Source organism: Rheinheimera pleomorphica (assembly GCF_011634895.1).
In the GTDB taxonomy this organism is placed as follows: Bacteria; Pseudomonadota; Gammaproteobacteria; order Enterobacterales; family Alteromonadaceae; genus Alishewanella; species Alishewanella pleomorphica.
In genome coordinates, this window is the sequence record NZ_SIRR01000012.1 from 43,141 (window position 1) to 64,727 (window position 21,587).

The 21,587-nt window shown below is 49.8% G+C and carries 24 protein-coding genes and 5 tRNA genes; 20 read left to right on the top strand and 9 right to left on the bottom strand.

The window, feature by feature from the left end; genetic code table 11:
• Window positions 1-87: 87 nt before the first annotated feature.
• The 5 genes from EYB30_RS13350 to EYB30_RS13370 all read left to right on the top strand — a co-directional run bounded on the left by EYB30_RS13350 (window position 88) and on the right by EYB30_RS13370 (window position 4,346).
• Entirely contained in the window at window positions 88-1,053 is a 966-nt protein-coding gene (locus EYB30_RS13350) for a DUF4382 domain-containing protein (protein WP_166839410.1), read from the top strand.
• A gap of 129 nt (window positions 1,054-1,182) precedes the next feature.
• Window positions 1,183-2,055, top strand: a complete 873-nt coding sequence (locus tag EYB30_RS13355) for an EamA family transporter (protein ID WP_166839411.1) — start codon at window positions 1,183-1,185, stop codon at window positions 2,053-2,055.
• Window positions 2,056-2,132: 77 nt separating this feature from the next.
• Entirely contained in the window at window positions 2,133-3,248 is a 1,116-nt protein-coding gene (locus tag EYB30_RS13360) for a 1-acyl-sn-glycerol-3-phosphate acyltransferase (RefSeq protein WP_166839412.1), read from the top strand.
• Window positions 3,245-4,114: an EamA family transporter gene (locus EYB30_RS13365; RefSeq protein WP_166839413.1), complete on the top strand. Its 870-nt coding sequence runs from the start codon at window positions 3,245-3,247 to the stop codon at window positions 4,112-4,114. The genes EYB30_RS13360 and EYB30_RS13365 overlap by 4 nt, the downstream gene beginning before the upstream one ends.
• Window positions 4,098-4,346, top strand: coding sequence for a DUF2960 domain-containing protein (locus tag EYB30_RS13370; RefSeq protein ID WP_166839414.1), 249 nt, complete (start codon window positions 4,098-4,100; stop codon window positions 4,344-4,346). Before EYB30_RS13365 ends, EYB30_RS13370 begins: the two co-directional genes overlap by 17 nt.
• Before the next feature lie 105 nt (window positions 4,347-4,451).
• Here the strand turns inward: EYB30_RS13370 and cspE are convergent, their stop codons facing one another.
• Together cspE and ald are read right to left on the bottom strand one after the other, a co-directional pair.
• Window positions 4,452-4,661, bottom strand: coding sequence for a transcription antiterminator/RNA stability regulator CspE (gene cspE / locus EYB30_RS13375; protein ID WP_027670166.1), 210 nt, complete (start codon window positions 4,659-4,661; stop codon window positions 4,452-4,454).
• A 309-nt stretch (window positions 4,662-4,970) separates the two neighbouring features.
• Window positions 4,971-6,089 (bottom strand): alanine dehydrogenase, encoded by a 1,119-nt coding sequence (gene ald, locus EYB30_RS13380; protein ID WP_166839415.1) that lies wholly within the window; start codon window positions 6,087-6,089, stop codon window positions 4,971-4,973.
• A gap of 148 nt (window positions 6,090-6,237) precedes the next feature.
• Between ald and lrp the strand changes: the two genes are divergently transcribed.
• The 7 genes from lrp to EYB30_RS13415 all read left to right on the top strand — a co-directional run bounded on the left by lrp (window position 6,238) and on the right by EYB30_RS13415 (window position 13,195).
• On the top strand, window positions 6,238-6,726 hold the full coding sequence (gene lrp / locus EYB30_RS13385; protein ID WP_166839416.1) for a leucine-responsive transcriptional regulator Lrp: 489 nt from the start codon (window positions 6,238-6,240) through the stop codon (window positions 6,724-6,726).
• Window positions 6,727-6,863: 137 nt separating this feature from the next.
• Window positions 6,864-9,317, top strand: a complete 2,454-nt coding sequence (locus tag EYB30_RS13390; RefSeq protein WP_166839417.1) for a DNA translocase FtsK — start codon at window positions 6,864-6,866, stop codon at window positions 9,315-9,317.
• Between the two features lie 11 nt (window positions 9,318-9,328).
• Window positions 9,329-9,940, top strand: coding sequence for an outer membrane lipoprotein periplasmic chaperone LolA (gene lolA, locus EYB30_RS13395; RefSeq protein WP_166839418.1), 612 nt, complete (start codon window positions 9,329-9,331; stop codon window positions 9,938-9,940).
• A 5-nt stretch (window positions 9,941-9,945) separates the two neighbouring features.
• On the top strand, window positions 9,946-11,295 hold the full coding sequence (locus tag EYB30_RS13400) for a replication-associated recombination protein A (protein ID WP_166839419.1): 1,350 nt from the start codon (window positions 9,946-9,948) through the stop codon (window positions 11,293-11,295).
• Window positions 11,289-11,663 carry a fluoride efflux transporter CrcB gene (crcB, locus tag EYB30_RS13405; protein WP_166839420.1) on the top strand — a complete coding sequence of 125 codons (375 nt, stop codon included), beginning with the start codon at window positions 11,289-11,291 and terminating at the stop codon, window positions 11,661-11,663. Before EYB30_RS13400 ends, crcB begins: the two co-directional genes overlap by 7 nt.
• Before the next feature lie 5 nt (window positions 11,664-11,668).
• Complete coding sequence (serS, locus tag EYB30_RS13410) at window positions 11,669-12,958, top strand: serine--tRNA ligase (RefSeq protein ID WP_166839421.1); 1,290 nt, start codon at window positions 11,669-11,671, stop codon at window positions 12,956-12,958.
• 87 nt (window positions 12,959-13,045) lie between these two features.
• Window positions 13,046-13,195 carry a hypothetical protein gene (locus EYB30_RS13415; RefSeq protein WP_166839422.1) on the top strand — a complete coding sequence of 50 codons (150 nt, stop codon included), beginning with the start codon at window positions 13,046-13,048 and terminating at the stop codon, window positions 13,193-13,195.
• Between the two features lies 1 nt (window position 13,196).
• Here the strand turns inward: EYB30_RS13415 and EYB30_RS13420 are convergent, their stop codons facing one another.
• The 5 genes from EYB30_RS13420 to EYB30_RS13440 all read right to left on the bottom strand — a co-directional run bounded on the left by EYB30_RS13420 (window position 13,197) and on the right by EYB30_RS13440 (window position 15,252).
• A complete protein-coding gene (locus EYB30_RS13420; RefSeq protein WP_166839423.1) occupies window positions 13,197-13,532 on the bottom strand; it encodes a TusE/DsrC/DsvC family sulfur relay protein in 336 nt (111 codons plus the stop codon).
• A complete protein-coding gene (locus EYB30_RS13425; RefSeq protein ID WP_166839424.1) occupies window positions 13,520-13,789 on the bottom strand; it encodes a DsrH/TusB family sulfur metabolism protein in 270 nt (89 codons plus the stop codon). Before EYB30_RS13425 ends, EYB30_RS13420 begins: the two co-directional genes overlap by 13 nt.
• On the bottom strand, window positions 13,789-14,145 hold the full coding sequence (tusC, locus tag EYB30_RS13430) for a sulfurtransferase complex subunit TusC (protein ID WP_166839425.1): 357 nt from the start codon (window positions 14,143-14,145) through the stop codon (window positions 13,789-13,791). The genes EYB30_RS13425 and tusC overlap by 1 nt, the downstream gene beginning before the upstream one ends.
• A complete protein-coding gene (gene tusD, locus EYB30_RS13435) occupies window positions 14,145-14,507 on the bottom strand; it encodes a sulfurtransferase complex subunit TusD (RefSeq protein ID WP_166839426.1) in 363 nt (120 codons plus the stop codon). Before tusD ends, tusC begins: the two co-directional genes overlap by 1 nt.
• A 76-nt stretch (window positions 14,508-14,583) precedes the next feature.
• Window positions 14,584-15,252, bottom strand: coding sequence for a Bax inhibitor-1/YccA family protein (locus EYB30_RS13440; protein WP_166839427.1), 669 nt, complete (start codon window positions 15,250-15,252; stop codon window positions 14,584-14,586).
• 163 nt (window positions 15,253-15,415) lie between these two features.
• On the opposite strand from EYB30_RS13440, the gene EYB30_RS13445 reads away from it, so the two are divergent.
• The 8 genes from EYB30_RS13445 (at window position 15,416) to EYB30_RS13480 (ending at window position 19,308) form a co-directional block, all read left to right on the top strand.
• Window positions 15,416-15,506 (top strand) — tRNA-Ser (locus EYB30_RS13445).
• A 209-nt stretch (window positions 15,507-15,715) separates the two neighbouring features.
• Window positions 15,716-16,360, top strand: coding sequence for a UvrY/SirA/GacA family response regulator transcription factor (gene uvrY / locus EYB30_RS13450; RefSeq protein WP_166839428.1), 645 nt, complete (start codon window positions 15,716-15,718; stop codon window positions 16,358-16,360).
• Window positions 16,360-18,177 (top strand): excinuclease ABC subunit UvrC, encoded by a 1,818-nt coding sequence (gene uvrC / locus EYB30_RS13455; protein WP_166839429.1) that lies wholly within the window; start codon window positions 16,360-16,362, stop codon window positions 18,175-18,177. The genes uvrY and uvrC overlap by 1 nt, the downstream gene beginning before the upstream one ends.
• Window positions 18,178-18,210: 33 nt before the next feature.
• A complete protein-coding gene (pgsA, locus tag EYB30_RS13460) occupies window positions 18,211-18,765 on the top strand; it encodes a CDP-diacylglycerol--glycerol-3-phosphate 3-phosphatidyltransferase (RefSeq protein WP_166839430.1) in 555 nt (184 codons plus the stop codon).
• A gap of 136 nt (window positions 18,766-18,901) precedes the next feature.
• Window positions 18,902-18,977 (top strand) — tRNA-Gly (locus tag EYB30_RS13465).
• 30 nt (window positions 18,978-19,007) lie between these two features.
• Window positions 19,008-19,081: transfer RNA gene (locus EYB30_RS13470), tRNA-Cys, on the top strand.
• A gap of 34 nt (window positions 19,082-19,115) precedes the next feature.
• Window positions 19,116-19,202 (top strand) — tRNA-Leu (locus tag EYB30_RS13475).
• Between the two features lie 30 nt (window positions 19,203-19,232).
• A tRNA-Gly gene (locus EYB30_RS13480) sits at window positions 19,233-19,308 on the top strand.
• Window positions 19,309-19,355: 47 nt separating this feature from the next.
• Here the strand turns inward: EYB30_RS13480 and EYB30_RS13485 are convergent.
• Together EYB30_RS13485 and EYB30_RS13490 are read right to left on the bottom strand one after the other, a co-directional pair.
• Complete coding sequence (locus EYB30_RS13485) at window positions 19,356-20,792, bottom strand: SLC13 family permease (RefSeq protein WP_166839431.1); 1,437 nt, start codon at window positions 20,790-20,792, stop codon at window positions 19,356-19,358.
• Window positions 20,793-20,813: 21 nt separating this feature from the next.
• Window positions 20,814-21,572 (bottom strand): pseudouridine synthase, encoded by a 759-nt coding sequence (locus EYB30_RS13490; RefSeq protein WP_166839432.1) that lies wholly within the window; start codon window positions 21,570-21,572, stop codon window positions 20,814-20,816.
• Between the last annotated feature and the right edge of the window lie 15 nt (window positions 21,573-21,587).

Genomic DNA, 21,587 nt, shown 5'->3' on the forward strand with positions numbered 1-21,587 from the left:
CGCCAACCTTAGCCGGCGGCTAATGAATTAAGTCGCGGTTCAGGCTGGCTTGTTATAACTTAAGGGGAGTTTACGGAGGGTAACATAATGAAAAAAGCACTCTTAGCCAGCGCAGTGGTTGCGTCGGTATCGGTTTTAACCGCTTGTGGCGGTTCGTCTGACAGTGAACCTATGTTTGCCAAGTTTAGCCTGGGCGTAAGCGATGCGCCGGTAAATGGCGCTAAAGTGGTGATGGTTTGCTTTAATGAAATTGAGCTTAGCGGCAATGGTGTCGGTAGTCAGAGCTTTACCATCGGCGATGACGATGTTGCCGCCGAGGCGAATGATAATTGCCGTGATGGCCAGGGCAATGTGATCCCCAATACCCGCGGTATCGATTTACTGCTGCTGGATGGTGCTAAATCGGAAGCCCTGGTGACCGGCGCCGAATTTGAAGCCGGTAATTATGGCCAGCTGCGGCTGGAAATTGCTGAAGGCAGCTATGTTGAGCTGGAAGATGGCATGCGCGAGCCGCTGCGGGTGCCGTCTAATGAGCTGAAACTGGGCGGAGTAACTTTATCTGCCGGTGGCACGTTTAACTACACCCTGGAGTTTGACCTGCGTAAAGCCATGGTCGATCCTGTTGGGCAAGACGGTTATCTGCTAAAACCAACTGGCTTGCGTCTGGTCAATAACAGTGAAATTGGTCATTTAAACGGCCAGGTTGATGAAGGCTTACTGATTAACAACAACTGCACTGTAGCGCCAGCCGATGCTACAGTGCCGGTTGCAACCGTGTATTTATACCAAGGTGCAGACCGGCCAATTGACGAGCTATCAGATAACGGCGGTGATAATACCTACCAGCCTTATGCCAGCACCAATGTGTATTTTGACGGTGTTAGTGAGTACAACTACAGCATTGGCTATATAGATGCTGACAGTTATACCGCAGCGTTAAGCTGTGATATTAGCGACGACCCTGAAGCGGCTGATGCTATTGAATTTTTGCAAACGCAAAATGTTGAGATCCCCGCCAGCAACACTGCAGTAGAGCTTAACTTTACTGAGTAACACTACGTAAAAATACAGAGGGCTAGCGCTAATTAGCCCTCTGTATACTCACTATCGCTTTTAGCCGCTATCTACTTTTTCGCTGCCTTGATATCCTAGCCATCTTTACGTCTTTCAGAGTTAATTATTGTGCTGTGGATCCCCTTTACCTTGCTGGCTGCGTTTATGCAGGCCTGGCGCAATGCGTTTCAAAAACAACTGAGCAAAGATGTTAGCGTCGCGGGTGTGACATTGGCGCGGTTTTTATGGGCATCGCCGCTGGCTGCCATTTATCTGTTTAGTTTGTATCAGTGGCAGCCGGTGGTATGGCCTGAATTCAGCTTAGCGTTTACCGGTTTTATTATCGCGGCGGCACTGGCACAAATACTGGCCACAGCGCTGATGGTGAAGCTGTTTAAACTACGAAACTATGCTATTGGCGCAGGCCTGGCGAAAAGTGAAGCCATCTTAGCCGCGGTACTTGGGGTGGCGTTTTTTAGTGAGTCGTTAAGTTTGCTGGCCTGGTGTGGGGTGGGGCTTGGCGCGGTGGCGGTATTTTTGCTCAGTGGTGCCAGCTGGCGTCAGTTATCCTGGCCGGTATTACTACTTGGCTTGTTAAGTGGTTTGGCGTTTGCGCTGACATCATTGTGGGTACGTCAGGCCAGCCTGGTACTGGGGTTGCCTTTCCCTCATGGCGCTGCCTGGGTATTGCTGCTGGTCATTCTGCTGCAAACGCTGATCTTAACCGTTTATATATTAGTATCTGAGCGGCCGACATTAGCCGCGCTTTGGCAGCGACCCAAACTGACGCTGGCGGTGAGTGTCTGCAGCTGTGTTGGCTCTGTCGGCTGGTTCACCGCGATGAGTCTGGAATCGGTGGCGCTGGTAAAAACTCTGGGGCAAATAGAAGTGTTGTTTATGCTACTGATTTCAGCGCTGGTGTTTAAAGAAAGGCTACAACGCGCTGACCATTGGGGCTTACTGCTAATTGTACTGGCTGCGATAGCGGTAATCTGGGCCTGATAAGCAAAGGTGCTGGTGAAATTCTGTTATCTCAGTAAAATAGGCCGCTCTTTAAAACAGCAAGCGTAGTGGTTTTTGTGTCAGACCAAGATATTTATGCCGATATCCGGCCCTATAATGATGACGAAGTGGCACCGGCCATTGCCCGTTTAATTGCTGATGACGAATTTATTCAGGCAATTTTGCATTATCGTTTTCCGCATTTATCCGGTCCCTTTGGCTGGTTACTGTCGCCTCTGGTGAAATTTGCCTTAAAACGGCGCTGGTCTAAGTTAAATACGGTATTGGCCGTGCAACAGCAGGTGGCCGGTTTTATGGATCGGATGATAGACAGCACAACCGATACTATAAGCGTGTCGGGTCTTGAGCATTTAACGCCAGGTAAAGCCTATTTATTTGTGTCTAACCATCGCGATATTGCTATGGACCCGGCGCTGGTAAACTGGTGTTTGCACCATCACGGCTTTGATACAGTGCGTATTGCAATTGGGGATAATTTGCTGCGTAAGCCCTGTGCAACTGAGCTGATGAAATTAAACAAAAGCTTTATTGTAAAACGCGGTGCTAAAGGGCCGCGTGAAATGCTGAAAAACTTCTCACAATTGTCTGGCTATATTAAGCATTCGTTGTCTGAGCAGCACTCGGTTTGGATTGCGCAAAAAGAAGGCCGGGCTAAAGACGGCAATGACGAGACTGATCCGGCCATTTTAAAAATGTTTTATATGGAAGGTAAAAAGCGTGGTGAAGATTTTGCCAGCTATATGGCCGGTCTGAATATCGTGCCGGTATGCTTATCCTACGAGTATGACCCTTGTGACATCGATAAAATTAACGAGCTGTGGCAAAAGCAAACCCAGGGCAGCTATCAAAAAGGCGAGTTTGAGGATATCGACAGCATTATCAAAGGTATTGTTGGCTATAAAGGCCGGGTGCATGTTGCTTTTGCTAAACCCTTAACAGAGATCCCGGCTGAACCGGAACAGCTTGCCGCGTTAATTGACCAGCAGATCTGGCAGCAATACCGGTTATATCCGGTGAATTATCTTGCGGCTGGCCAGCAACAGGCGCAAGTGGATGTCAAAGTGGCTGAACTGTGGCAACAAAGACTGCAAGCGCTACCGGCATCAGCGGCGCCTATGTTGTCGGGGTTGTATGCCGCCCCCTTAATTAAACAGCAGGATAACGCTGGTTGAAGTATCTGATAGCGGTAACCATACTGTGGGCGTTCTCATTTAGTTTAATTGGCGTCTATCTGGCCGGGCAGGTAGATGCGTATTTTGCTGTGTTGCTGCGGGTAGCTCTGGCATTATTGCTGTTTTTACCTTTTCTGCGGCCGCAACCGCTGGCACTAGCCTTAAAACTGATTGCACTGGGGGCCGTGCAGTTAGGATTAATGTATCTGTTTTACTATCAGTCGTTTTTACTGCTTAGCGTGCCCGAGGTGCTGGTGTTTACCATTTTTACGCCGGTGTATATCACCTTGCTGTACGATCTGTTGCAGCGGCGCTTTCATTACCGGTATTTACTGGCGGCTATAGTCGCGGTGCTGGCCGCCGCCATCATGCGTTATCAGGGCTTAACGTCAGACTACTGGTTGGGGTTTGCCGTTGTGCAGGGGGCTAACTTGTGTTTCGCTGTCGGTCAGGTCGGTTACAAGCTGTTGCTGGCGCGGCAACCGGCAACGCTGCCACAACATCAGATTTTTGCCTGGTTTTATCTGGGGGCGCTGCTTGTTGCGTTGCCGGCCTGGTGGTTGCTGGGGGCTCCACAATACCCGCAGTCAGCGCTGCAATGGGGTGTTTTGCTATGGCTGGCGTTGGTGGCGTCTGGCGGTGGCTATTACTGGTGGAATAAAGGCGCAACACAAGTAAGCAGTGGTGTGCTGGCGGTGATGAATAACATGCTTATTCCAGCTGGCCTGGTGGTCAACATTCTGCTGTGGAACCGGCAGGAAAACCTGACTATGCTGGCATTGGGTTCAGTACTGCTCGTATTATCCTGTAAACTGTGTAGCAACACAGCGCAACAACGTGGAGAGGCTGATGGCCAGACAAGTTAGCTATACCTTTAACAAGCAGCGTAAAGTGATTAACTTTAGCTATGACAAGCACCGTGATATGTACGAAGCTGTTGCGGCGGCAGAGGGGATAGATTTAAGCCGCTTTTTGGCGATGGAGCAACAGGTGGCTATGACAGCCAAGCGAGGCGCTGCGGTAAAGAACTACCGCCAGCAAGAATTTGCCCGCATGGGCTTTGCCGATATCGCTTTTGTCAGAGAAGAAAAAGGCTGATCCTGAGTTGTGGCAAGGGGGAGGCTACTGATTAAATACGCCGGCGCTAAATTGCAGGCAATAAAAAAGGACACCGCGGTGTCCTTTTTTTAGCAAGTGCTTAAATTACAGAACTGTAACGTTAGCAGCTTGTGGGCCTTTTTGGCCTTGTTCGATTTCGAAAGCAACGCGTTGGCCTTCGTTTAAGGTTTTGTAACCTTCAGTTTGGATAGCACGGAAGTGAACGAATGCGTCAGCGCCGCCGTTATCCTGAGTAATGAAACCGAAACCTTTATCAGCGTTGAACCACTTAACTACACCAGTTACTTTAGCCATGAATGACTCCTAAAAATTTTAATAAACTAATTGACGCTTAATTGCGCTTTTAGCCTGACTGTTACCTTACTTATGCGGCCAAACGTGCGTGAATCTTCAGGACATGACTTACAATGAAGCTGTGTAGCGAAGTTTTCATAAACATTTTGTTACATAGGTCTGCTTTACAGGCCGGAGAGCACTATAACAGGTCTGGCACGAATGTATATAGTAAAATGCAAATAAACCGTTGTCAGACAATAAAAAAGCACAAAAATTAAAAAAGGCCGCAGAAGCGGCCTTAATACGGTGTTGCTTATTTATTGAACACTAAGCGTTTAATGCCACTTCAGGGGCAACGAAAGCAAACCCCAGGGCTTCTGCCACGCTTTCATTGGTGACCTGGCCATTAATTACGTTTAAACCATTCATTAAGTGTTTATCATCCAGTAAGGCCTGTTTATAGCCTTTGTTCGCTAAGCGGATAATAAACGGCAGTGTCGCGTTGTTCAGCGCAAACGTAGAGGTGCGCGGCACAGCGCCTGGCATATTAGCAACGCAGTAGTGCACCACATCATCAACAATATAGGTTGGATCGGCGTGGGTCGTTGGCTTAGAGGTTTCCACACAGCCGCCCTGGTCAATCGCAACGTCAACAATGGCAGAGCCCGGCTTCATCCGCTTGATATGCTCTTTAGTGACCAGTTTAGGTGCTGCAGCGCCTGGCACCAGTACACCGCCGATAACCAAGTCTGCCGCCAGTACTTCCTGCTCCAAGGCATCTGCAGTGGAGTAAATTGCTTTAACGGCACCGTTAAACTGAGCGTTGATACGGCGCAGCACATCGACGCTGCGATCCAGCACGGTTACATCAGCGCCTAAGCCCAGCGCCATTTGTGCCGCATTGGTGCCAACCATGCCGCCACCAATCACCACCACTTTAGCCGGTGCCACACCCGGCACACCGCCTAACAGCATGCCACGGCCGGCACAGGATTTCTCCAATGCGCGCGCACCAGCCTGAATTGACATCCGGCCGGCCACTTCCGACATCGGCGCCAGCAGCGGTAAACCACCGCGGGCATCGGTAACGGTTTCATAGGCGATACAAATTGCTTTTGATTTAATTAAGTCTTCAGTTTGTGGCAGATCCGGTGCCAGGTGCAGGTAAGTAAATAACACCTGGCCTTCGCGCAGCATAGCGCGCTCAACGGCCTGCGGCTCTTTTACCTTCACAATCATGTCGGCCTGGGCAAATACTTCAGCAGCGCTGGCCAATACTGTAGCACCTGCAGCGATGTAGTCTTCATCGGTAAAGCCAATGCCAATACCGGCGTTGGTTTCTACCACTACGCTATGCTTGTGGTTTACCAGCTCACGCACGCTGGCCGGAGTCATACCTACACGGTACTCGTGGTTTTTAATCTCTTTTGGTACGCCAATTATCATCGTTTTATGCCCTTTTATCAGGTTTTAGTCGGCTTGAGTAAAATTTGTGCGCAGTATACTGCTAATTATCTAGAATTAATGCTTGTTTTAACTTGGTTTGGTAGTGCAAAATTCTGTTTAAATATTAAAAAGCGATTTTTTGCCTGCTATGTATTCTTTAAGTAAAAGTATCAAGAAGTTAGATAGAATAGACCGCAAAATTCTGGCTGAACTACAGCGTGACGGCCGTTTGGCCAATGTCGAACTGGCGCGCCGGGTGGGGTTAAGCCCGACACCTTGCCTGGAGCGGGTACGCAAGTTGGAGGCCGAGGGGGTTATCTTAGGCTATACCGCGCAGGTCGACCCGCACAAAGTGGGCGCTGCTTTGCTGGTGTTTGTCGAAATTACCTTAAGTAAAACCTCGCCGGAAGATTTCGACGAGTTTAGTAAGGCGGTACAAAAGCTGGAAGAAATTCAGGAGTGTCATTTAGTCTCCGGTAGCTTTGACTTCTTGCTGAAAACCCGGGTGGCCAATATGGCGGCGTATCGCGAGTTGCTGGGCGAAACCTTATTGCGTTTGCCCAGTGTGCGTGAAAGCCGCACCTATGTCGTGATGGAAGAAGTAAAACAAACCACCTTTGTCACAATTAGCAGTTAAACACGGCTTTAACTGCTAATTACCGGTTCAGCCAAGCTTCACGGATGCACTTTTACAGTGTCTCTGGTATCTTAACCGCAATAGCATGGCCTGAAGTGCTTGAACAAAAACGATGATAAATAGGTAGGGCTTTTCATTTGCAGAACAGAGTGTATTTTCCGCTAAACGGTGTGCAGCGTTTGCTGGAGGTCGGTTTAATCGTCTTTTCTGGCTTCGCGTTATTTTTGCTGTTGGCGTTATTGTCGTTTGACCCGGCTGACCCCAGCTGGTCGCAGACCGGTTACCAAACCAGCATACATAATTATGCCGGGCCGATCGGCGCCTGGCTGGCCGATTTATTGCTATTTAGTTTTGGCTGGATAGCCTATCTGCTGCCGTTTTTAGTCGCGTTGGCTGGCTATCTGTTATTTAAACGCTTTCATGATCTGCTGCAGTTGGATTATCTGATACTGGGGCTGCGCCTTATTGGCCTGGTGTTAACCTTGCTGACGGCCACAGCAATCAGCAGTATGAATTTTAATGATATTTTTTATTTTTCATCCGGCGGGGTGATTGGCGATGTCGTCAGCAGTAGTTTACTGCCGTATTTTAATTTTATTGGCACTATTTTGCTTTTGCTGTGCGGTTTTGCGACCGGCCTGACCCTGATGACAGGTATTTCCTGGTTAACCGTGGCCGATGCACTGGGCGCCGCTTGCTTTAATGGCTTTCAATATTTGCTAACTGTGCCGCAGCGTTTAAAAGCGCGCAATAACGATGATTATGATCCTTTCGCGCAAGAAACCGCAGTAGACGAGCCAGAAACGAGTGCCGCGGCGATAGAAAAGCCGCGCAAACCAGCCCAGCTGAGTAAGCCTGCAGCTGACAACCTGCCAATAACCCCCTTGGATGTTAAAACGCAGGCCAAGGCATTTTACAGTGTCGACACCCTGGCCGATGAGCAGTTGTCGTTCAGTGCTATTGATGACAGTGATAACGAGCGTTGGGCCGATACCCTCAAACAGCTGGATTTACCGCCACAGGATAGCTTTGAAGCGGAAATAACAACGCCCGAAGACGAAGAGGATGATGGCGAAGAAGTGTGCCATCAACTGGAAGAACTGCCGTCACTGGCGCTACTGGACCGGCCGGATAAAGCAATAAACCCGATAGACCCTGCCGATTTAGAACGGGTATCGCGCCTGGTTGAAGCCAAACTGCTGGATTTTAATGTAGAAGCTAAAGTGGTGGGGGTGCATCCCGGGCCGGTTGTTACGCGGTTTGAACTGGATTTAGCGCCTGGGGTTAAAGTCAGTAAAATTACCGGCTTGTCAAAAGATTTAGCCCGTTCGTTATCGGCCATTAGCGTCAGGGTAGTGGAGGTTATTCCGGGTAAATCTTTTATCGGTTTAGAACTGCCGAATCAGCACCGTGAAATTGTGCGTTTATCGGAAGTGATTGGGGATGAGGTGTTCGACAACTCAAAATCACCGCTGACGATGGTGTTGGGTAAAGATATTGCCGGTAAGTCGGTGGTGGCCGATTTAGCTAAAATGCCCCACTTGCTGGTGGCCGGTACCACCGGCTCTGGTAAGTCGGTTGGTGTTAACGTGATGATCTGCAGCCTGCTGTATAAGTCGACACCGGATGATGTGCGCTTTTTAATGATTGACCCGAAAATGCTGGAGCTGTCTATTTACGAAGGCATACCGCATTTGCTAACCGAAGTGGTTACCGATATGAAAGACGCCGCCAACGGCCTGCGTTGGTGTGTCGGTGAGATGGAGCGCCGGTACAAGCTGATGTCGGCGCTCGGCGTGCGTAATTTAAAAGGCTACAATGCCAAGGTAAAAGAAGCGATAGCCGATGGCACACCGCTAAAAGACCCGCTATGGCGGCCATCTGATGATATGCGCACTGAGCCGCCACTGCTGGAAAAACTGCCGTCTATCGTTGTGGTCATCGACGAATTTGCCGATATGATGATGATTGTCGGTAAAAAGGTAGAAGAGCTGATCGCCCGTATCGCGCAAAAAGCCCGGGCGGCGGGGATCCACCTGATTTTAGCTACCCAGCGGCCGTCAGTCGATGTAATAACCGGCTTGATTAAAGCTAATATTCCCACCCGGATTGCCTTTCAGGTGTCATCGAAAATTGACTCACGCACGATTTTAGATCAACAAGGTGCAGAGAGCCTGTTAGGGCAGGGTGATATGCTGTATCTGCCACCGGGCTCTGGTGTCCCTAACCGGGTGCACGGTGCCTTTGTCGACGATCATGAAGTGCATGCCGTGGTTGCTGACTGGAAAAAGCGCGGCCGGCCCAATTATATTCCGGAAATTTTAAGCGGTGAAACCACAGAGGAAAACCTGTTACCCGGTGAGACCATGGAAGGCGAGGATGGTGAGGCCGACCCATTGTACGACCAGGCGGTCGCCTTTGTTACCGAGAGCCGCCGGGCATCAGTGTCCGGCGTTCAGCGCAAGTTTCGGATTGGTTACAACCGTGCGGCCCGTTTGGTAGAGCAAATGGAGCATAGTGGTATTGTCAGTGGACCCGGTCACAACGGTAACCGGGAAGTGATGGCGCCACCGCCACCGAAAAACTATTAAAAGGATGCTAAATGTTACGTAGTTTGTATGCCGTAGTGCTGATGTGTTGTGTTGGCACTGCGTGGGCGCAAAACGCTGAGCAAAGCTTGCAGCGTAAACTGGCAACCATTAAAACTTTTGCTGCCAGTTTTGAGCAACAGGTGTTCGATGCTAACCAACAGCTGTTGCAACAAGGTAAGGGCGAGCTGATGATCAAGCAGCCGGCATTGTTTCGTTTTGAAACCACCGAGCCGGAAGCCAACTTGTTTATTGGTGATGGCGACAGCTTGTGGTTTTACAATGAAGCTCTTGAGCAGCTCACCATTTATGATGCTGCCAATGAGGTAAATCGTACGCCTTTTGTACTGCTAACCTCAACCAAAGCTGAGCTGTGGGCGCAGTATGAAGTGACGCAACAGGGAGAGCAATTTATTATCCGCTCTAAACAGCCTGACAGCCCGGTGAAGCAGCTGACACTGCGTTTTTCCGGCGATGCGTTATCTCAGATGCAGGTGCTGGATATTAACCAGCAGCACAGCGAATTTAACTTTACCTTGATGCAGCTAAATGTGCAGTTGGCGGACAGCTTATTTCGTTTCACACCGCCTGAGCACACCGACATTGACGACCAACGCCAGCGATAACCACTGTGACTTCTTTGCCACTTGATTTTAATGATGATTTTCGCCCGCTGGCCGCGCGGATGCGGCCGCGCACCTTAGCCGAGTATGCCGGCCAACAACATCTTATTGGGGCGGGTAGTGCGCTGAGAAAAGCCATTGAAGCCGGCAGGGTGTATTCATTGATTTTGTGGGGGCCGCCCGGTACCGGTAAAACCACGCTGGCTGAAGTGATAGCCAAACACGCGGATGCTGCGATCAGCAAATTGTCAGCAGTAACCTGTGGCATTAAAGATATTCGTGAGGCCATTACGCAGGCGCAGCAGCGCCAGCAACAGTATCAGCAGCGTACCTTGTTATTTGTTGATGAGGTACATCGTTTTAACAAAAGCCAGCAGGATGCATTTTTACCTTTTATTGAGGATGGCACCATTATTTTTATCGGCGCCACCACCGAAAACCCTTCCTTTGCGCTGAACAACGCCATTTTATCGCGCGCCCGGGTGTGTGTGCTCAAAGCGCTGAGCGATGCCGATTTGCAACAGGTATTAGCGCAAGCGCTGGCCGATAACGAACGTGGCCTCGGCCGTGAGGCCATTAGCCTGGCGGACGATGCACAGCAGTTGTTGCTGCAGCTGGCCGCCGGCGATGCCCGTAAGCTGTTAAATTTGCTGGAGCAAGCGGCGGAGCTGACCGATGCAGATAGCAATGGCGCTAAACTGATCCGGTTTGACACCCTGAAAAACCTGGTACCTAAGCAGTTGCCGGGCTTTGATAATCAGGGCGATATGTTTTACGACCTGATTTCTGCTTTGCATAAGTCGGTGCGCGGTTCAGATCCTGATGCTGCGCTGTACTGGTACTGTCGTATCTTAGCCGGGGGCGGAGACCCTTTATACGTCGCCAGACGCTTGCTGGCAATTGCCAGTGAAGATATCGGCAATGCCGATCCGCGTGCGCTGACATTGGCACTAAATGCCTGGGATACGTTTGAACGGGTCGGGCCGGCTGAGGGCGAACGGGCTATCGCCCAGGCGGCAGTTTATCTGGCGCTGGCACCGAAAAGTAATGCCGTGTACAGCGCTTTTAACCAGCTAAAGCAGCTGGTGGCAGAGCAGCCTGCCTATGAGGTGCCGCTGCATTTGCGTAATGCACCAACAAAATTAATGCAGCAGTTGGGTATGGGCAAAGGGTACCGTTATGCACACGATGAACCGGGCGCTTACGCTGCTGGCGAGCGTTATTTGCCGGCAGAGCTTGCCGGGCAGCAGTTTTATCAACCGGCTGAACGCGGCATGGAGAAACAGCTGGCTGAAAAGCTGCGCTACCTGCGCGCGCTTGATGCGCAAAGCCCAAACAAAAGAGACAAGCCATGTTAAGCTATTTGGCTGTTGCACTTGGCGGCGCAGTCGGCGCTTGTTTGCGTTATGGCGTGAACGAGATAGCATTGAATGTTTTTGGTAAATCATTCCCTTTTGCTACTTTGCTGGTTAATATTCTCGGCTCATTTGTATTGGGGCTGTTATATGGCCTGTTTAGTACGGGTGTGCTGGCGGCATCGCCATGGCGGGCACTTATTGCTATCGGCCTGATTGGTGCCTTCACCACCTTTTCTACTTTTTCGCTGGACACCGTTTTGCTGTTGCAGCAAGGCGACTGGCTAAAAGCAATCGCCAACGTATTATTAAATGTGTTGTTATGTTTAACGCTTGCCTGGTTAGGGCTTAAACTGGGTTCAATGAAGTAACTACTATGCTAGATGCGAAATTTTTACGTACCGAATTAACTGAAACTGCTGCGCGCTTAGCAACACGCGGCTTTGTATTAGACGTCGCCCGCTTAACCGAGCTGGAAACACAGCGTCGCCAATTGCAGGTTGATACGCAGGAGCTGCAAAATCTGCGTAACACCAAATCAAAAGCCATCGGACAGGCGAAAGCCCGTGGTGAAGACATCGCCCCTTTGCTGGCCGAGGTCGACGGCCTGGGCGCACAGCTGGATGCGGCGAAACAGCAGCTGGATGCCGTGCTGTCTGACGTTGAGCAACTGGCGCTGACCATACCCAATTTACCGGATCAGTCTGTGCCTGAAGGTAAAGATGAAACGCAGAATGTAGAAGTGCGCCGTTTTGGTCAGCCACGCCAGTTTGAGTTTGAGATACAAGACCATGTTGCGCTGGGCGAAGCGTTGGACAAGGGGTTGGATTTTGAAAGTGCAGTTAAGGTAGCCGGCTCGCGCTTTGTGGTTATGCGTGGTCAGGTAGCGAAATTGCACCGGGCTCTCACCCAGTTTATGCTGGATTTACATACCAGCGAGCATGGTTACACTGAGCTGTATGTGCCTTATCTGGTAAACCATGCCAGCCTGTATGGTACCGGGCAGTTACCGAAGTTTGGTGCCGATTTATTCCACACTCAACCGGCAACGGAAGAGGGGCAGGGAATGGCGCTCATTCCAACCGCTGAGGTGCCGGTAACCAATTTAGCCCGCGATACTATCTTTGACGCTGCTGAATTACCGCTGAAATATACCGCACACACACCGTGTTTCAGAAGTGAAGCCGGTTCTTATGGTCGCGATACCCGAGGGTTAATTCGTCAGCATCAGTTTGATAAAGTTGAACTGGTGCAGTTAGTTAAGCCTGAACACTCCATGCAGGCACTGGAAGAGTTAACCAGCCATGCTGAAAAAGTGCTGCAGCTACTGGGTTTACCGTACCGGGTCATGCTACTGTGCACCGGCGATATGGGTTTTGGTTCCAGTAAAACCTATGATTTAGAAGTCTGGCTACCCGCACAACAGACTTACCGGGAAATCTCATCGTGCAGTAACATGGGCGATTTCCAGGCGCGGCGAATGCAGGCCCGTTATCGTAGCCCGGAGATGAAAAAGCCAGAGCTTATTCATACCCTGAATGGTTCGGCATTAGCCGTAGGCCGTACTTTGGTGGCAATCCTGGAAAACTATCAACAGGCTGATGGCAGTATAGAGGTGCCTGAAGTACTGCGCAGCTATATGGGTGGCTTGAACAAGCTTGGCTAAGCTACGTTGGTGGTGCGCCACGTTGTCCCTATATAACGTGGCGCTATACTTGATAAAGCGCGTTATACACAGCACAAGGACAGTGAAATGGCACAGAAGCCGCCTAAGCGTAGTAAGCATGCCAACCCGGCGTTAATGCGGGCCATTTACTGGGCCATTATTATTGGTATTGTCGCCATATTTGCTATCGTCACCCTTGAAGCCATTATTGGCATCGTCAAAGAGGCGTTTGCTTAGTTTACAAACACTTAGCCGGTTTCGGTAAGCCAGCAATACGGGTGGCTTGTTTAGCCGGGCCCTGTGGGAACAGCATAAACAGGTATTTACTGTTGCCTTTTTCCGGTCCGAGTTGTTGTGCCATTGCTTTAACCAGAATACGCATGGCCGGTGAGGTGTTAAATTCCAGATAAAACTGCCGGACAAAATAGACCACTTCCCAGTGAGCTGACGTTAGGCTGATGTTTTCCAAACGGGCAAACTCCGCGGCAACCTGCTCGTTCCAGTCAGACAGCTGTGCCAGGTAGCCATGCTTATCCAGCGCCAGACACTGGCCATTCAGTGTTAGCTTTGCCATAGCAAACTCACCTTAGCGGCTATTGCCAGCTCCACCCAGCGCTCAGCGCTAATCAGTTCAAAACCCGAAGGCATAGTAAGCTGTCTTACCTGTGCATCCATCTGCAACACGTACACTTTTGCCGTTGGCCAGGTAATAGTGTTATTTAAACACAGCAGCACAGCGTCCTGGCGCAGCAAAATGGCATCTTCTGGCTGACACAAAGCACGCAGCTCGCTGAAGTTAATGTTGGGGGCTACCAGATTAATCAGTTTCATTAGCTGTTTATCACCTGATCTTGCTGCGATAACAATGTTGCCTGTTGTGTCGTATCGAGTAACTGTACGTCGATTGTCAGTGTCGAAGGGGCAATACCACGCTCTGTTAATGCCTGCCGGCAGACATAAAGCTGTTCAATGTCGTACAACGTAAACAGCTTAAAACTGCGTGGATAGGCTTTAAGGTTAAAATCGGCATGCTGCTCAGTGGCCAGCAGCTGATAGACGGCATCGCCGCGAAATAACACGCTGACGTTGTGCTCCACGGCGGCCAGTGCCAATATCATGTCCAGCGCTTCACGGCCATGGCTGCTACTAAAGGGGCTATGTTGTTGTATCACTAAAATGTTACGCATCAGAACTGTACCAGCCTATCAATATTGGCCTGGCGCATGGCAAACTCGGCCAGGCCAGCTGCGACATAACCTGATTTTGCAGGCTGGGCGGCACTTATTACACCGCGTTTTTCTGCCGCCGTGACGCAGAATAACAAATCTATCTGATGTTGCTGACAAAACTGTGCCAGCGCTGTACTTAAGTCAGGTTCATCTGCGGGTAAATCGGTATTGGCGGCCACACTGTACACGGCGTCCTGATACAGGAAAATATGATCAATAGCGTGTCCGCTGTTAATGGCGGCTTTTGCAAACACTAGCACACTGGCCAGAGTCTGGTTGCAAAAGGCGGCGCTGGTGATCAGTAATGCAAAACGAGTCATTTGCTGTTCCATATAAAAAATGCCCCGGCAGGCGGGGCATTCTATCGAATATCAGCTGTGACGCAAAGTGGTGACGTTAATCATCACCACCAAACACACCCAGCAGCTGCAGCAGGTTAACGAAAATGTTAAAAACATTTAGGTATAAACTTACGGTAGCACGGATGTAGTTGGTCTCGCCGCCATTGATGATACGGCTGGTATCAAACAGGATCAGGGCGGACATGATCAGGATGATAGCAGCACTGATGGTCAGGCTAAGCGCCGGGATGGCTAGAAAGATATTTGCCAGCGCGGCAACCAGTACCACGATAAGACCAACCATTAAAAAGCCGCCCATAAATGAGAAGTCTTTGCGGGTGGTCAGTGCATAAGCTGACAGACTGAAGAAGATCAGTGCTGTACCGCCTAAGGCTTGCATAATCAGCGCCGGGCCATTTGCCAGACCAGCGTAGTAGTTCAACATTGGGCCAAGCGACGCGCCCATGGCACCGGCAAAAGCAAACACCCAGAAAATACCGCTGGCTGAATCTGCCTTTTTATTGACCACGAATAACATAATAAAGCCGGCGACAAAACATACCAGTGACATCACCGGTGACATGTTAAGCGCCATTGCGATGCCTGCGGCGACGGCACTAAACGCCAGTGTCATCGCTAGCAAAAAGTAGGTGTTGCGCAGAACTTTATTAATCTCTATGCTGCGTCCGGCAGTACTGAGGGTTGACGTTTCTCTGTATGACATCGTTATGTTCTCCTGATACAAAGGTTTAATGTTGCTTTGGATAACATCATACGCAGTTAGTTCCATACAGACCAGTCTCTGCTGCGACAATTTCAGCGGCATGACAATTTTTTCTATTAAAAGCTTTCTTTTATCGGGTTAACTGATTAATATACGCGTCGCCGGAGGGATGGCAGAGCGGTTTAATGCACCGGTCTTGAAAACCGGCGTGGGTTAATAGCCCACCGAGAGTTCGAATCTCTCTCCCTCCGCCACTTCACTAAAGCCTGCTGTTAAAGCTAAAAGCACAAATTACCGCCTAAAACACAATTCTATTGTTTCAAATTGTTAACCTTTCTGGCACACTTAACGTCAACCGGTCAAAACTAATATTATCGGCGCAATATGTTTAGCAAAAACGCTGTAGGTCGGCTATGCTAAACGGCAATAATAATTCTAAAAACCAGTGAACGGAGAAGCGAAATTGATTAACGTCTTGTTAGTTGATGACCACGAGCTTGTACGTACTGGGATCAGTCGCATACTAATGGATGAGCGCGGTATCAAGGTGATAGGCGAAGCTGGCTCTGGCGAAGAAGCATTACAATTTTGCCGTCAACACGAACCTGATGTCGTGCTGATGGATATGAACATGCCCGGTATGGGTGGCATGACAGCAACCAAACGTATATTACATTACTGCCCTGATATCAAAGTATTGGCGTTGTCGGTGTCTTGTGAAGAACCGGTGCCTACTAAGGTAATGCAATTGGGCGCAGCAGGTTTTATTTCAAAAAATTCACCACCGCGCGAAATGGTGTCGGCGATCCGTAAAGTCTACTCCGGCGTAAGGCATATATCGGATGAAGTGGCACAAAAAATGGCGCTGAGTAAGGTCAATAACCACAGTCAGAACCCGTTTGATGATTTATCTGATCGTGAGCTGCAAATCATGATGATGATTACTCAGGGGCAAAAAGTGACGGATATTGCCGAGCAGCTCAATGTTAGCGCCAAAACGGTGAATTCCTATCGTTACCGCATGTTTGAAAAACTGGCCATCAGCGGTGATGTCGAGTTAACACATCTGGCGTTACGCCACGGCATGATTGACATCGCTAAAGCCTGATGTTCGACGCTAAAAGCTTTTTAAAGTCTGTACCGCATCAGCCCGGCGTTTACCGTATGCTAAACGCCGCCGAGCAGGTCATCTACGTTGGTAAAGCCAAAGATTTACGCGCCCGGCTCAGCAGCTATTTTCGCTCCCAGGTCGATAGTATTAAAACCCGCTCTCTGGTAAGCCAGATTGCACAGGTTGAATACACGCTGACACACAGTGAAACGGAAGCGTTGATCCTGGAAAATAATCTGATCAAGCAGTTTTTACCGCGCTATAACGTTTTGCTGCGCGATGATAAGTCTTACCCCTACATTTTGATCAGTAGCCACAAGCATCCGCGTATCAGTTCGCACCGTGGGCCGCGTAAAACCGCAGGGCAGTATTTTGGTCCTTACCCCAATGCCAGTGCTGTTTGGCAAAGCCTGAAAACCTTGCAGAAGATCTTTCCCATTCGCCAGTGCGAGGATGGCTTTTATCGTGCCCGTACCCGGCCTTGTCTGCAGTATCAGCTAAAACTGTGCTCAGCCCCCTGTGTTGGCAAAATATCCGATGCCGAATATCAGCAACAGGTTGCGCTGGCGGGGTTATTTTTGCAGGGCAAAAATCAGCAGGTGATAGATGACTTAGTGCAGCAAATGAGTCAGGCCAGTGATAATTTGCAGTTTGAGCAAGCCGCACAGTTGCGCGACAAGATCATCGCGCTAAGAAAAGTGCAGGAGCAGCAAAGTGTTAGCGGGCAGCACGATGAAATGGATATTATTGGTTTTGTCTATTCGCATGGCGTGGCTGCGGTGCATGTGCTGTTTGTGCGTGAGCAAAAAGTACTGGGTTCAAAAGCGTATTTCCCAAAAGTGCCGGCAGATACCTCTGAGGCGGAAATCTTAACCGCATTTTTGCTGCAGTTTTATCTTGATGGTTATGGTGCGCAGCAGATGCCGCGTGAAATTGTGATTGCCCGGCCACTGCCCGACATAGACAGTGTTACCGATGCGATCAGTGAGGTGGCAGGGCGTAAAGTACGTATTACGTATGCACAGCGGGGTGAAAAGGCGCAGTATTTGAGCCTGGCACAGAAAAACGCCCAGCAGTCTTGTGACAACAAACAATCACTGGCACAAAAAATGGCGCTGCGTTATCAGCAGTTACAGCAGTTGCTGGCGCTACCTCAGCCGATTGAACGAATGGAATGCTTTGATATCAGCCATACCATGGGCCAGGCGACTATCGCGTCCTGTGTGGTGTTTGACGGTCAGGGGCCGCACAAAGCACAGTATCGGCGCTATAATGTCAGCGGTATCACAGCCGGCGATGACTATGCCGCCATGCAGTTTGCATTGGACAAACGCTATAGCAAATTGCAGGACACTGACAACATTCCGGATATTATTTTTATTGACGGTGGCCAGGGCCAGCTGAATATCGCGATTGAACAGTTTAGCAACTGGCCGCATGCCAAGCGGCCATTGCTGGTGGGCGTGGCGAAGGGCACCAGTCGCAAACCCGGGCTGGAGACGTTGATCCTGGCACACAATGGCCGCAGTATAAATCTGGCTGAAGATGCGCCGGCTTTGCATTTAATCCAGCAAATTCGAGACGAAGCGCACCGCTTTGCGATTACCGGTCATCGTAATAAAAGAGGCAAAGCGCTGCTTAAAAGCCCACTGGAGCAGGTAAAAGGGATCGGCGAAAAGCGCCGGCAAGCCTTGTTGCAGTATCTTGGCGGGCTGCAGGGGGTGATGCGCGCATCAGTTACTGAGCTGTGTTCAGTGCCGGGGATATCAAAGGCGCAGGCAGAAAAGATTTACCATGCTTGCCATAACAAGTAGCATAGCGGCATAAATGCTGTAGAGAATAATAAGATGTGGAATATTCCCAATCTGTTAACCCTGTTCCGATTGTTTTTGATCCCGGTTTTTATCCTGTGTTTTTACTCAGGTGCTGACAATGCCCGTTTCTGGGCTGCATTTGTGTTCTGGTTGGCGGCGATTACCGATGCGTTGGATGGTTATCTGGCGCGGCGGCTGCAGCAGTCCACACCCTTTGGCGCTTTTCTGGACCCGGTGGCGGACAAAGTGATGGTGGCAGTGGCGCTGGTATTGGTGGCAACAGACAGTGTGTCACTGTGGGTTACCATCCCGGCCATCATTATGATCAGCCGTGAGATAGTGATCTCAGCGCTGCGGGAATGGATGGCGCAGTTGGGTAAGCGGGCTAATGTTGCGGTATCTAATCTTGGTAAATATAAAACTATAGCGCAGATGCTGGCACTTATTGGTTTGATTTGGCGGCCTGAGCACTGGCTGGTCAGCTGGTTTACCCCGGCGGGCATGCTGTTACTGTACCTGGCTACGTTATTAACGCTCTGGTCTATGTACGTTTATTTAAAAGCGGCCTGGCGCGATCTGCTGCATTAATGGCTGTTTTTGTTGCTAATTAGTGCAACTCAGTCAAATTTTAATCAGTCAGTCATAAAAGCAAAAATTTATTATTGACTGCCACAATTAAAACAGTAGAATGCGTCTCGTGTTAAGGCACATGGCCATAAGCATCGCGAGTATAGCTCAGCTGGTAGAGCGCGACCTTGCCAAGGTCGAGGTCACGAGTTCGAACCTCGTTACTCGCTCCAACTCTTTCAAAGAGAGTGCATTGTTTGATTGGCGGGTTGGCAGAGTGGCCATGCAGCGGATTGCAAATCCGTCCACCTCGGTTCGACTCCGGGACCCGCCTCCATAACACAGTACAATAGCGTAACAAAAAGTTGTCTGCCCGGGTGGTGAAATCGGTAGACACAAGGGATTTAAAATCCCTCGAGGGAAACCTCGTGCCGGTTCAAGTCCGGCCCCGGGCACCATTACTCAGTAAGAGTAAATACCAGAATTATGCGAGTATAGCTCAGCTGGTAGAGCGCGACCTTGCCAAGGTCGAGGTCACGAGTTCGAACCTCGTTACTCGCTCCAAATAAAAAACGCAGCCGATGAGCTGCGTTTTTTATTGCCGTAAGTTCTTAAAAGTTAAAGATAAAACGTGCTAAATACCACACCGCCAGCGTGATCAGCGCTATGGCTACCAGGTTCAACACCAGGCCGGCTTTTACCATGTCGACAATTTTTAATTTGCCTGAAGCAAAAATGATGGCATTGGGCGGCGTAGCGACCGGCATCATAAAAGCGCAACTGGCTGCCACAGCCGCGGGGATCACCAACATAGCGGCAGAGGTATCCAGCGACACGGCTACCGGGCCTAACAGCGGTAAAAAGGCCGCCGCAGTGGCCGTATTACTGGTGATCTCGGTCAGGAAAATAATGACGCTGGTCACTAGCACAATCAATAGCAACAGATTAACGCTGCCAAGCATACCAATTTGTGACGCGATATAAGCTGATAATCCTGAGTTATCAATTTGGCTGGCCAGCGTCAGGCCGCCGCCAAACAGTAATAGCACACCCCAGGGTAATTTATGGCAGTCTTCCCATTGCAAAATGCGTTGACCGGTTTTTAACGACACCGGCAAAATAAACAATAAACTGCCGGCAAACACAGCGATCAGCGTATCGTCCAGTTTAATGCCACTTAGGCTGCTCAGCGGGCTGCGAAAGATCCAGCAACAGGCTGCCAGTATAAAGACCAGCAACACCAGTTTCTCGGCGTTATGCATAGCACCAAGGGCACTGAGTTTTTGCCGGTATAAGCTGCGACTGTCAAGGGTTTTAACCTTATCCAGTCTAAAATGCAGCTGCGTTAGCCAAAACCAGCACACCAGCAATAAACTTACCGACAGCGGCACACCAAACAACATCCAGTCGCTAAAGCTAAGTTGCAGCTGATAGCTACGCTCCAGATAGGCGGCTAATAACGCATTAGGCGGAGTGCCTATTAAGGTTGCTACGCCGCCAATACTGGCAGCATAGGCGATGGCCAATAATATGGCTTTGGCAAAATTATCTTCGCTGATGCCTTGTTCCTGTTGCATGGCAATAATGGATAAGCCAATGGGTAACATCATTACTGCTGTGGCGGTATTTGACATCCACATCGACAAGAATGCGGTAACCAGCATAATACCGGCAATTTGTTGGCTGGGTTTGCTGCCAACCAATAGCATGGTCAAAAGCGCGATGCGTTTATGCAGGTTCCAGCGTTCCATGGCGATGGATAACATAAAACCACCAAGGAACAAAAAAATCAGCGGATGGGCATAAGGTGCCGTGACATTGCCAATACTGTCGAGGCTTAATAACGGAACGATGACAATTGGCAGCAGAGCAGTAACCGGTATTGGTACCGGCTCGGTGATCCACCATAGCGCCATCCAGGCTGTCAGTCCGCTGATCAGCCAGGCATTTTCTGACATGCCGTTAAAGGCGGGTTCAGTTAACAGCACCAGCAGAAATAGTGCCGGGCCGGTCAGCAAAGCAACATAGAACGGCAGCTTGAATTGCATAAGTCGTTTTACCTGTCACTGTTAGTCATCAAAGCTATGGTTGCTCGTACCTGGCTCAGCGGTTTTGCTGGAGCTGAGTAGCTGTGCCTCGAGCATACGGATTTCGACATCGTCCAATAAACGCCATTGGCCTGGCTTTAGCCCGGCCAGACGGATATGCATAATGCGGGTGCGTTTAAGCGTTTGCACCTCGTAACCCAGATATTCACACATCCGGCGGATCTGGCGGTTAAGCCCCTGCGTTAAAGTAATATTGAAGCTCTGTTTTGATTTTTGTACCACGCTGCAGGGCAGGGTGACGGTGTCTAAAATAGGCACTCCGCGGCTCATCTGCTGAATAAAGCGTTCAGTAATCGGTTTATTGACGGTGACAACATATTCCTTGTCATGGGCATTACCGGCACGCAGAATTTTATTGACGATATCGCCATCATTGGTCAGAAAAATTAAGCCTTCCGAGGGCTTATCCAGGCGGCCGATGGGGAAAATACGTTCGGGGTAGCGGATAGCATCAATAATATTGCCATGGATATGCCGCTCTGTGGTACAGGTAATGCCGACCGGCTTATGGTATGCCAGATAGACTCTTTTCGGTTTAGCCTTTAGTGGCTTCCCCTGTACTAAAACCTGATCGTGCTCGCCGACTTTCAGGCCGACCGGCGCAACGGCGCCGTTTACGCTAACCTGACCGGTTTCAATCAATTTATCTGCTTCACGCCGTGAACACAGGCCGGTATCACTGATAAATTTGTTTAGTCGGTATAATTGGGTATCAGACATAGGGGAACAACAATC